Genomic DNA, 11,452 nt, shown 5'->3' with positions numbered 1-11,452 from the left:
GGCGCCGGTCCCGCGCGGCCCGCAGGCTCGGTCCATGATGCCTCGTCACCCCCGCCGGGCCACGGTCCTCATCGCCCTCGCCGCCGCGGCGGCGGTCCTCGCGCCGGTCCCCGCGGCCTCCGACCCCGCCCCGCCGCCGCCCACCCCGGCCGCGCCGCCCCGCACCGCCTCCGCCTGGCTCCCGTACTGGGACCAGGAGGCCGCGTACGCCACCGCCCTGCGCCACGCGGACCAGCTGCACACCGTCAGCCCCTTCTGGTACGAGACGAAGGCGGCCGGGCGTGTCGACCCGCACCTGCACGCGGCGGACCGGCGTGTCGTCGACGGACTGCACGGCGCGGGCATCAAGGTCGTGCCGACCGTCATGGAGCGCATGCCGCGCGGCGCGCTGGCCGACGTGGTCACCGACGCGGGCCGCCGCGCCACGCACATCGAGACCCTGCTGGGCGTCGTGAAGAGCCGCGACTACGACGGCCTCGACCTCGACTACGAGACCATCGCACCGACCGGCGACGCCGCGTACGAGAAGGTCCGCGACGGGTACGCCACGCTGGTCACCGACCTGTGCGGGCAGCTGCACGCCCTGCGCAAGCAGTGCGTCGTGACCGTCTCGCCGAAGACCGCCGGCACCGGCCGGGTCTGGGACTACAAGCGGCTCGGCGCCGCCGCCGACCGGCTGCGCGTCATGGCCTACAACCTCCACTGGGCCGAGGGCGCCCCCGGCCCGCTGTCGACCCCCGCCTGGTACGACGAGATCCTGCGGCGCGCCACCGCCGACGTACCGGTCGACAAGCTGGAGATGGGGCTGCCCGCCTATGGCTGGGACTGGGCCGTCGGCAGCCGGGGGCGCGCCCGGCACGTCACCTCCAAGGAGGCGGAGGCGCTGCGCCGCAAGGTGGGCGCGCCCTACCACCTCGACCCCGCCTCCGGCACGCCCCACTTCACGTACGCGGAAGGCGGCACCCGCCGCACGGTCTGGTACCAGGACGCCCGCGGCACCGCCGCCCACCTGCCCGTGTTGCGGCGGTACGGGGTGCGCCACACCGTGCTGTGGGCGCTGGGCTTCGAGGACCCGGAGCTGTGGCGGACCCTGGCCACCCTGTGACCCCGCCGCCCCCGCCACCCTGTGACCCCGCCGCCCCCGCCGCCCGGTGACCCCGCCGGGCCATCCGCGGGCCTTGCCGCGCCGCCCCGAGCCCTCCCGGCGCGCCGGTCCCGCGCCGCTCCTCACGCCCGCGCCGGTGCCCCCGGGACGGGCGCCGGCCACTGCTCGTACCAGCGCTGGTCCGCCTCCAGCTGTGCGGCCAGGGAGATCAGCAGCGGCTCACTGCCCGCGGGGCCCAGCAGCTGGGCGCCGACCGGTAGACCGCCCGCGACACGCCCGGCGGGGACGTTGACGCCCGGCCAGCCGAGCACGTTCCACGGCCACGCGTAGGGGCAGGCGGCGATCATCGCCCGGTCGGTGCGCAGGCCGCTCAGGCCGGCCAGCGCGCCGATCCGGGGCGGGGGAGCGGCCGTCGTCGGCGCGAGCACCACGTCGTACGTCGAGAAGACCGTCCCCACCCGCTCGTGCAGGGCCGCCTCGGCGCGCCGCGCGAGCCGCAGCGGCGCGCCGCCCAGCAGCCGCCCCGCGCGGGCCGCCTCGCGGGTGCGCCGGTCGAGGAGCGAGGCGTCGGGGACGTGCTCCGCCCACTCCGCGATGCCCGCCGTGGCGCGCGGCACGAACGCCAGGCCGATGAGGCCGTAGTCCGGATCGGCCGCCTCCACGTCGTGCCCGAGCGCGGCGAGCCGGTCCGCCAGCGCGACGACCCGCTGCCGCACCCCGGGGTGCAGCCGCTTGGCCGTGGCCGTGAACGGCATGCGCAGCGACAGGGCGATCCGCAGCCGCCCCGGGTCCCGGGTCGCGGCCTCGGCGGCACGCACCGGCAACGGCCGGTGCAGGTCACCCGCATGGCTGCCGCTCGCCGCGTCGAGGAGCAGCGCGGCGTCGGCGACGGTCCTGGCGAGCGGGCCGTTGACGGTGATCCCCTGGAACGCCTCGGGCCACGGCCACGTCGATATCCGCCCGCGCTGCGGCTTGATGCCGACCAGATGCGTCCACGCGGCCGGTATCCGCACCGACCCGGCGCCGTCGGAGCCCAGCGCGGCGGGGACCAGGCCCGCGGCGACCGCCGCCGCCGAGCCGCCCGACGACCCCCCCGGCGTGTGCCCGGTGTGCCAGGGATTGCGGGTGTCCCCGAACCCCGGCCCCTCCGTGAAGGGCCACTGCCCCAGCTCACAGGTGTTGGTCTTGCCGACGATCACCGCGCCGGCCGCCCGCAGCCGCCGTACGGCCTCGCAGTCGTCGGGCTTCGGCGGGAACTCGCCCCCGCAGCCGAACGCGGTCGGCTCGCCGGCGACGTCCATGTCGTCCTTGACGGCCAGCGGCACCCCCAGCAGCGGCCGCCCGGCCGACGGGCCGCCCGCCGCCAACTCCCGGTCGGCGGCGTCCGCCTCGGCGAGCGCGGCCTCGGCCCGCACCCGCTTGAAGGCGTTCAGGACGGGCTGCGCCGCCTCGATCCTGGCCAGTGTCCGCTCGGTCAGCTCGCGCGAGGAGACCTCTGAGGCGGCCAGCGCGCGAGCGGTGCGCGCCAGCCCTTCGGCACGGTCGGCGGTCATGCGGGGCACCTCCGGTCGAGGACGGATGCCCGCACGTTAACCGGCGAGTAGCCCGGCGGGGAACGAGCCGGACGGGTCAAGACGCTTGCGGGGAAGGGAAGTTCAGGCCGTGCCGCCGAGGAGATCCCGGCCGCCCGCCGTCGAGGGCCCCACCCGGGTCTGCGAAGATGCCGATGCCATGGCGCAGATACCGAACCAGCAGCCCGCGCGGCGCCCCGTGCCGACGAGCACCGACGTCGCCCGCCTCGCGGGCGTCTCCCGCGCGACCGTGTCCTACGTCTTGAACAACAGCGCCTCCGTGCGCATCAGCGAGCCCACCCGACGCCGCGTCCACCAGGCCGCGAGAGAACTGGGCTACGTCCCGCACGCCGCAGCCCGCAGCCTGCGCGCCGGCCACAGCCGGATGGTCCTCATGCCCACCTCGGAGATCCCGATGGGCCCGCTCTTCAGCCGGTTCTTCAATGAACTCCAGTGGGCGCTCAGCCGCCTCGACTACACCGTCGTGCAGTACGGCAGCCTCGGCATGACCGGCGAGGACGCCGCGCGCGCCTGGGCCGAGCTGCGCCCCGTCGCCGTCCTCGCCCCCGACGCCTCGGCGCTCGGACCGCGCGGCGTGACGGTTCTGAAGCGCTCCGGTGCCCGGGCCGTCTTCACGCTCGGGCCGCACCGCGTCGAGGGCGCCCACGCGCTCCTGATGGACGGCCGCCGGGTGGGGGAGGCCGCCGCCCTGCACCTGCTGGCCCGCGGTCGGCGCCGGATCGGGGTGGTCGTCCCCGAGGAGCCCGGCCTGGAGAACTTCTCGCGGCCCCGCGTCGAGGGGCTGCGCACGGCGGTCGACGCCGCGCACGTCACCGGTGCCTCGGTCGTGGAGCTGCCCCTCGCCCACGAGGAGGAGTCCGCCGCCCGGCTCGCGGCGCGCTGGCGCTCCCTGGGCCTGGAGGGCGTGTTCACCTACAACGACGAGTACGCCATGCTGCTGATGCGGGCCCTGCAGGACGAAGGCATCGCGATCCCCGACGAGACGGCCCTCATCGGCTCCGACGACCTGGTGCTCGGCCGACTGCTGAGGCCCCGGCTCAGCACCGTCCGCATCGAACTGCCCTCGGGCCGCGGCCTGGCCGAACTCGTCGACCGCGTGGTGCGCGACCCGGGCGCCGAACCGGAGGTGCACGACGTCCTCGGCGCGGACGTCGTGCACCGCGAGTCCAGCTGACCGGAGCCCGCCGCACCTCTCCTACTGCTCCTACTGCTGATCCTGCTGGCCCTGCTGCTTGGCCTGCTCCTCGGCGATCTGCCTGCGCACCTCGTCCATGTCCAGCTTCCTGGCCTGGCCGATGACGTCGGCCAGCGCCGCCTCGGGCAGTGCGCCCGGCTGGGCGAAGACCGCCACCTGATCGCGGACGATCATCAGGGTCGGAATGGACTGGATGTCGAAGGCGGCGGCCAGCTCCGGCTGCGCCTCCGTGTCGACCTTGGCGAAGACCAGGTCCGGGTTGGCCTCGGCGGCCTTCTCGTAGACCGGGGCGAACTGCTTGCAGGGGCCGCACCACGAAGCCCAGAAGTCGATCAGAACGAATTCGTTGTCCGTGACCGTCCGGTCGAAGTTCTCCTTGGTGAGCTCCACCGTCGCGCTGCTCATGGTGTGTCCCTGCTTCCTGTGTGGGGCATGGCCGCTGTCCACAACGGCCGATGGTGCGATACGTATTCCGCCCGCGCGCACGGACCTGTTCCGTACGCGCACAGGCGTGTCCCGCGCGCTTACCCATGTGGCCGCGGCACACACCTCCCGACAGACTGTCCCCATGACGGATACCAAGACGTACGACGTAGTAGTCATCGGTGCGGGTCCCGTGGGGGAGAACGTGGCGGACCGGGCCCGCGCGGCGGGCCTGAGCGCCGCGATCGTGGAGAGCGAACTCGTCGGGGGCGAATGCTCCTATTGGGCGTGCATGCCCAGCAAGGCCCTGCTGCGCCCCGTCATCGCCCGCGCCGACGCCCGCCGCGTCCCCGGGTTGCGCCAGTCGGTCCAGGGCCCGCTGGACGCCGCGGCCGTCCTCGCCCACCGCGACGAGTACACCTCGCACTGGAAGGACGACGGCCAGGTCGGCTGGCTGGAGGGCGTCGGCGTCGACCTGTACCGGGGCCACGGCCGCATCGCGGGCCCCCGCAAGGTCACGGTCACCGGCGCGGACGGCGCCCTGACCCAGCTGGAGGCCCGCCACGCGGTCGCCGTGTGCACCGGCACCCGCGCGGCCCTGCCCGACCTGCCCGGCCTCGCCGACGTCAAGCCGTGGACGAGCCGCGAGGCGACCGCCGCCGACCACGTGCCGGGCCGCCTCCTGGTGGTGGGCGGCGGCGTCGTCGCCGTGGAGATGGCCACGGCCTGGCAAGCGCTCGGTTCCCGGGTGACGGTGCTGGTGCGGGGCGGGGGCCTGCTGCCCCGCATGGAGCCGTTCGCCGGCGAACTGGTCCAGGAGGCACTGACCGAGGCGGGCGCCGAGGTCCGCTCGGGCGTCTCCGTGACCGCCGTGGAGCGGCGCGACGGCACCGTCACGGCGACGCTCGACGACGGCTCGACCGTGCAGGCCGACGAGATCCTCTTCGCCACCGGCCGCGCCCCGCGCACCGACGACATCGGCCTGGAGACGGTGGGCCTGGAGCCCGGCTCATGGCTGTCGGTGGACGAGAGCCTGCGCGTGGAGGGCAGCGACTGGCTGTACGCGGTCGGCGACGCGAACCACCGCGCGCTCCTCACCCACCAGGGCAAGTACCAGGCCCGCGTCGCGGGCGCCGCCATCGCCGCCCGCGCCCGGCGGGTCCCTCTCCTGGAGACCGACCGCTGGGGCGCCCACTCCGCAACCGCCGACCACGCCGCCGTCCCCCAGGTCGTCTTCACCGACCCCGAGGCCGCCTCGGCGGGCCTGACCCTCGCGGAGGCCGAGTCCGCGGGCCACCGCGTCCGGGCCGTCGACTACGACATGTCTGGTGTCGCGGGCGCGGGCCTGTACGCGGACGGCTACCGGGGCCGTGCCCGCATGGTCGTGGACCTGGACCGCGAGATCCTGCTCGGCGTCACCTTCGTCGGCCCGGGCGTGGGCGAGCTCATCCACTCCGCGACGATGGCGGTGGCGGGCGAGATCCCCCTGGACCGCCTGTGGCACGCGGTCCCGGCCTACCCGACGATCAGCGAGGTGTGGCTGCGGCTCCTGGAGACCTACCGCGGCTGACCCCGGCCCGATCGACTTCGCCGGGGACGCCGCGTGAGGCGAGGTGGCGCCCGGAGGGGGATTTCCGGGTGGCACGGTCGAGCCGGGACGGGCGGCGTGTCGCAGGTGCCACCTGGGTCACGGCCGCCCGGACGCGCGCGCCGTCAGCTGCTCGCGTAGACGTCCTCGACATAGCGTCCCTCGGCGACCAGGTCCCGCCACCACGCCTCGGCCGCCGCGGCGTCCCCGCCCGCGAACTTCGTCCGCATCCGCTGGAACGCCTCGCGCACGCCGGGCGCCATCCGGGAGCCTTCGCCGCACACGCGGACCACGGCCCCCGCTTCCAGCAGCCGCCACACCTCCTCGGCCTCGGCCGCGATCCGGTGCTGGACATGGCGCACGTCGCCGTCGGGGGCCTTGGAGTACGCGGGCCGCATGGACACGGCGCCCGCCCGTTCCGCCGCCTCCAGTTCGGTGCGGTGCAGATAGTCGACGTCGGGGTGGTCGCAGCCGAAGTAGCAGAGCGCCGGAGCGAGTTCACGGCCGGCGCGGGCCAGCTCCAGCCGGTCGGCGATCGTCCCCCGGAAGGGGGCGAGGCCCGTGCCCGCGCCGACCATGACGACGGGCGTCCGCGCGTCAGCGGCGACACGGAAGGCGTCGCGGCAGGGCTGTACCCGCGCGTACAGGGTGTCACCGGCCCGCACGCGGTGGAGGTACGCGGATCCGGTGCCCCGAAAGGTCCCGCGCCCGGAGCGGTCCGGCGCCGAGAGGAGCGAGACCATCAGGTCGGCGTGGCCCGGCGAGGCGGCGGGCGAGGAGGAGATCGAGTAGTGGCGGGTCCGCATCGGCGCCAGCAGGTCGAGCAGCACGGGCCAGGGCAGCAGCCCCCGCAGCGCCGGGTGGCCCTCGACCAGGTCGAGCAGACTGCCCCGGTGTGCGGCCAACGCGCCTGGATCGGCAGCCAGTTGCTCCAGGGCGGCCCGCTCGGGCGGGCACGGATGGTGCTCGGCGAGCAGGGCGACCTGTTCGGCGGTCGGAGCGTCACGCAACTCGACGTAACGGCTGAGGAGTTCGCGTACGGACACCGGGCGATCCAGCGGGAGGGTGGCTCGCCCGCTCTTGTGGGCCCGGATGTTCAGGACCGCCTCCAGGTCGACGCCGAGTACCGCGGCCGCCCGCTCGACCACCTCCGGGTCGTTGACCGGCAGGACGCTCAGGTGGTCGGCGGTGCGGTAGGTCACCCCGGCGGGGAGCGCGATCCGCAGGAACCGCTTCGGGCGGGCGAGCGGATGCGCCATGTCGACGAGGTCGGCGCTCTCCACCACCGTCATCGCGACCGCCCCGTGCCGCGCGGCCAGCGCGTCCAGCGGCCCGCCGGTGACCTCCACGACGTCGTAACCGTGGGCCGGGACCGCGGTGGCCGCCGCCCCGCCGCTCAGCGGGTCGCCGTACTCCTCCAGCAACGCGCGCCGCAGCGCCGTCGCGAAGCGGCGCACGGAACCGGCGAGGTCCCCGGAGGCGTCGGCCTCGGCGCGCTCCAGGAGGCGGCTCGCGCCGGACGCCGCGAGCGCGTCGTCGATGAGGGTGGGCACCCGCTGGTAGGTCGCGGCCCAGTTCCGGTCGCCGACACCGAGCACCGCGTACCGCACCCCGGTGGCATCGGGCGCGGCCTCCGTCAGCCAGGACACGAACTGGCGTGCGTCATCCGTGGGCCGGCCGTTGTAGGAGGCGGCGACGATCACCACGGGCGTGCCGGTCGGCAGGGCGCCGGTGGCTTCGTCCAAGGCCGCGACGCGCACGTCGAAGCCGAGGTCGGCGGCCTGCTCCCCGAGCTCTTCCGCGTACGCCCGACACGTCCCGAAGTTGGAGCCGTGCAGCACGGTCAGGGCGGTCCCGGCGCGGGCCCGCGTCGCCGTACCGTCCGCCGCCCGTTCACCCGCGTCGGCCTCGCCCGCGCCGGAACCTGTGAATCCGGTGAATCCGGCGAATCCGGCGAGGGAGCGCAGCTCGCGCAGCGCGGCCCGGCTGCGCTCCCGGTCCTCGGGGGTGCGCGCGGCCAGCGTCATGGTGAAGCCGTCCGGCTTGAGAGTGAGGGTCTCCTTCACCTTCAGGTCGTAGCGGGCGTGGTCGACGAAGCGGTAGCGGTGCACCAGCATGCCGAGCAGCATCGTGGCCTCGTGCAGCGCGAACTGCCGCCCGATGCAGGCCCGTTCGCCGGTTCCGAACGGCTTGTACGCGTGCGGGGAGCGGCCCGCCTCGACCTCGGGGGCGAAGCGCTCCGGGTCGAACTCCTCGACGTTGTCGCCCCACACCGGATCGCGGTGCAGCATCGGGGTGAGCACCACCACGAACTGGCCGGCCCGCACCGGGTGGCGCCCGCCGAGCGTCGTGTCGGCGAGGGCCCGGCGCTGGAACGCGGGGGCGGTCGGCCACAGCCGCAGCGCTTCGTTGAGCACCTGGCGCACATAGCGCAGCCTGCCCACGTCCTCGTATGTCGGCTCGGGGTCGGTGAGGTCGCCCCACAGCGCGTCGACCTCGGCCTGGGCGCGGTGCAGTACGGCCGGGTTCTTCAGCAGGTAGTAGAGGGCGAAGGAGAGCGTGCCCGACGTCGTCTCGTGTCCGGCGATGAGGAAGGTGATGACCTGGTTGCGGATGTTGGCCTCGTCGAGGAGCTCTCCGCTGTCCGGATGGGGGGAGTTGAGCATCAGGCCGAGCAGGTCGTCGGTGGAGGTGTCGCCCGCCGCCTTGCGGGCCCCGATCACCTCGTCGACGACCCGCGCCAGGAAGGCCGCGTCGGCGGCGAACTCCGCGTCCTCGGCCGCGTAATCCCCGCCGGGCACCCGGGCCAGCTTCGCCTGGCTGTGACCGAGCCCGCGGACGAGGGCTTCGACGAAGGGGCGCGGCTCGGCGCGGGCGAAGGACTCGAAGTCGTAGCCGAACCCGGACAGGCCGATGGTGTCCAGCGTCATCCTGGTCATGTCCTGCGACACGTCGACCGGCGCGGACCCGGTCCCGTCCGGTGCGAGGCGGCCGTCCCAGGAGGCGATGAGGCGCCGGGCCACGCGCAGCATGTGCGGGTGGTAGGTCCGCATCGAGTTCATCGCGAAGGCGGGCAGCAGGATGTCGTGCGCCTTGGCCCAGTTGGGCTCGTCGTCGTACGCGGTGAACAGGCCGTCCCCGGCGATGCCGCGCACGTTCTCCAGGGCCGGCCCGACCCCCTTGGCGAAACGCGTCTCGTCGCAGAGCTCCTCGACCAGCTCCAGGGAGGAGGCCCAGACGCTCTCGCGCCCGTGGTAGCGCCGGACGTAGAGCGGACCGTGGCGGCGCGCGAGTTCCACGGCCTGCTGAACGGGGGTGCTGGTGAGTCCGGTTGCCGTGACGTCGACGGTCGCGACCTCGCCGGCCGTGACGTCGACGCCGAGGGTGGGGGATTCGCTCATGGCCAGTGCCTCTTCCCAGGGGTGCGGGGGAGTTGGACGCCCGATGCGCTGGGCGCCGCCTCCACCGTCGCGCGCCCCGGTCGCGGGCCCGCCGCGAGAACTACGTAATCTTGTAGGGGCCTTTTCCCCTTCGCCGCTTGCGCGGACAGGGGTGACGTGGTTATGCGGGGCGAGGAGGAGGACGTGTGTCCCGGTCGCAGGGTGGGGGAACCGCCGACGGTGGTCCGCCGGGCGCCGAAGCCGTGGGCGGGCCCAAGGTGGCGGACGCCGCCGTCTGGCGGGGCAGGTTCCTGAGCCTGCTCGACCGTTCACCCGCGCCGACCGCCATCAGCACCGGCGACGGCGTGGTCACGGTCGCCAACCCGGCCTTCGCCGGGGCGCTGGGCCTTCGGCCGGGCCGGGTCGCGGGCCGGCCGCTGCTTGATCTGCTCACGCCCACCAACAGGAAACAGCTCCGCAAGCTCGACGAGGCCATGCGCTCCGGCCGCCGGTCCCGCTACCCGGTCGAAGTCAGCTGGACGGCGGGAAAGACGCCCCACCACGGGCAGTTGACGGTCGAGCCGGTCACCGACCCCTTGGAGGACACGCCGCCCCTGCTGGTGACGCTGCGCGTGGCCGAGGAAGGCGCGCAGGCCGCCGGGCCCGGCCCCGCGGCGCGCTCCCACGACGCGGACCTGGAGCCGACCCATCCGGCCCTCAGCGCGCAGGAGGCCCGGATTCTGCGGCTCGTCGCGGGCGGCGCCACGACGGCGGTGGTGGCCCGCGCCGTGGGCATCGGCGTGGACGGCGTCAACTACCACCTGACCCGGCTGTGCCGACGGCTGCGGGCCCCGAACCGCACGGCCCTGGTGGCCCGCGCCTACGTCCTCGGCCTCCTCGACCCGGCGGCGTGGCCGCCCGAGGTGGCCGCGCCCACCGCACGCCCGCTCCCACCGCCCCGCGACCGGCGCGGGGACTTCACCTAGGAATCCGGGCCCCGGACCTGGAGTGCGCGGGGGGTGCGTGCGGGCGGTTACCCTGAAGGCCAGCGGCGATCTTCCCGGGCCTGCCCGGCGCCGCACGGCGGTGGGGCCCGCCGTACCCGAACCGCGGCGAACGCCGCCAACGGTCCCTACTTGCGAACGAGCGCGCCCGCCGACGGGCGACGGCGAGTAGGAGGAACATGCCCAGCAGAGCCGGGCGGCCCGACGCGGCCGGCGAACCCGTGGACCCCGACGTCGACCTGTCCGTGCCCGCCCAGCGCGCCGCGTCGGCACGCGGGCAGGGCCCGACCCTCGCCGCGGTGGCCCTGGGCGGCGCCCTCGGGGCCTCGGCGCGCTACGGCGTGTCCCTCCTGTGGCCGGTCGCGGCCGACGGCTTCCCCTGGCCGACGCTCGTGGTGAACGCCGTCGGCTGCGCGGTGATCGGCGTCTTCATGGTGCTGATCACCGACGTCTGGGCGGCGCACCACCTGGTGCGGCCGTTCTTCGGGACGGGCGTGCTCGGCGGCTTCACCACCTTCTCGACGTACGCGGTGGACGTCGAGCGCCTCGTGAGCGGCGGCCACGCCCGCACCGGCCTCGCCTACATGGCGCTGACGCTGCTGGCGGCGCTGGCGGCGGTGTGGGGCGCGGCATGGACGACGCGCCGCCTGCTGGCGAGGCGGCCCACCACCGCGGCCCGCGAGGACCCCCGGCAGAGGGGAGGGGAGGAGGACCGATGAACTGGCTGCTCGTCGTCGCCGGCGGGATCATCGGTGCCCCGCTGCGCTATCTGACCGACCGCGCCGTGCAAAGGCGCCACGCCACGCTCTTCCCCTGGGGCACCTTCCTGGTCAACGTCGTGGGCTGCCTGGTCCTCGGCGTGCTCACCGGCGCCGTCACGGCGGGCGCCGCCTCCTCCCGGACGCTGCTGTTCCTCGGCACCGGGCTGTGCGGGGCCCTGACCACGTACTCGACGTTCTCCTACGAGACGCTGCGGCTCGCCGAGAGCGGGGCGCGGTTCCACGCGGTGGCCAACGCGCTGGGCAGCGTGGCGGCGGGCCTCGGCGCGGCCTTCGTGGGGGTGGCCGTCGCCGAGACCCTGTGGCAGTGACACCGACTACTCCGTACGTCACCGCGTCACCGCGTCACCGCGTCACCGCGTCACCGCGTCACCGCGTCACCGCGT

9 protein-coding genes are annotated in these 11,452 nt (G+C 75.0%); 6 read left to right on the top strand and 3 right to left on the bottom strand.

The genetic code is table 11. The features are described from left to right. Nucleotides 1-34 precede the first annotated feature (34 nt). Entirely contained in the window at nt 35-1,105 is a 1,071-nt protein-coding gene (locus ACZ516_RS08150; protein WP_469009150.1) for a glycosyl hydrolase family 18 protein, read from the top strand. 122 nt (nt 1,106-1,227) lie between these two features. Here ACZ516_RS08150 and ACZ516_RS08145 read toward each other — a convergent pair whose 3' ends face one another. Beyond that, a complete protein-coding gene (locus ACZ516_RS08145) occupies nt 1,228-2,658 on the bottom strand; it encodes an amidase (RefSeq protein WP_469009148.1) in 1,431 nt (476 codons plus the stop codon). Between the two features lie 178 nt (nt 2,659-2,836). Here ACZ516_RS08145 and ACZ516_RS08140 point away from each other — a divergent pair, with 178 nt between their 5' ends. Beyond that, nucleotides 2,837-3,871 carry a LacI family DNA-binding transcriptional regulator gene (locus tag ACZ516_RS08140; protein WP_358580904.1) on the top strand — a complete coding sequence of 345 codons (1,035 nt, stop codon included), beginning with the start codon at nt 2,837-2,839 and terminating at the stop codon, nt 3,869-3,871. Between the two features lie 30 nt (nt 3,872-3,901). Here ACZ516_RS08140 and trxA read toward each other — a convergent pair whose 3' ends face one another. Next, a complete protein-coding gene (gene trxA / locus ACZ516_RS08135) occupies nt 3,902-4,297 on the bottom strand; it encodes a thioredoxin (protein ID WP_358908793.1) in 396 nt (131 codons plus the stop codon). Nucleotides 4,298-4,460: 163 nt separating this feature from the next. Between trxA and ACZ516_RS08130 the strand changes: the two genes are divergently transcribed. Further along, a complete protein-coding gene (locus ACZ516_RS08130; protein WP_361086829.1) occupies nt 4,461-5,885 on the top strand; it encodes a dihydrolipoyl dehydrogenase family protein in 1,425 nt (474 codons plus the stop codon). Between the two features lie 143 nt (nt 5,886-6,028). Here the strand turns inward: ACZ516_RS08130 and ACZ516_RS08125 are convergent, their stop codons facing one another. After that, nucleotides 6,029-9,304, bottom strand: coding sequence for a bifunctional cytochrome P450/NADPH--P450 reductase (locus ACZ516_RS08125; RefSeq protein WP_469009146.1), 3,276 nt, complete (start codon nt 9,302-9,304; stop codon nt 6,029-6,031). 185 nt (nt 9,305-9,489) lie between these two features. Between ACZ516_RS08125 and ACZ516_RS08120 the strand changes: the two genes are divergently transcribed. The 3 genes from ACZ516_RS08120 (at nt 9,490) to crcB (ACZ516_RS08110) (ending at nt 11,377) form a co-directional block, all read left to right on the top strand. Further along, nucleotides 9,490-10,269 (top strand): PAS domain-containing protein, encoded by a 780-nt coding sequence (locus ACZ516_RS08120; protein WP_469009145.1) that lies wholly within the window; start codon nt 9,490-9,492, stop codon nt 10,267-10,269. A 197-nt stretch (nt 10,270-10,466) separates the two neighbouring features. Next, nucleotides 10,467-11,006 (top strand): fluoride efflux transporter CrcB, encoded by a 540-nt coding sequence (gene crcB / locus ACZ516_RS08115; protein WP_469009143.1) that lies wholly within the window; start codon nt 10,467-10,469, stop codon nt 11,004-11,006. After that, nucleotides 11,003-11,377: a fluoride efflux transporter CrcB gene (gene crcB, locus ACZ516_RS08110; protein WP_469009141.1), complete on the top strand. Its 375-nt coding sequence runs from the start codon at nt 11,003-11,005 to the stop codon at nt 11,375-11,377. Before crcB (ACZ516_RS08115) ends, crcB (ACZ516_RS08110) begins: the two co-directional genes overlap by 4 nt. Nucleotides 11,378-11,452: the final 75 nt, after the last annotated feature.

Source organism: Streptomyces sp. NPDC034037 (assembly GCF_055575715.1).
The sequence above is the reverse complement of the archived record's forward strand: the minus strand, read 5'-3'. Positions and strand labels throughout refer to the sequence as shown.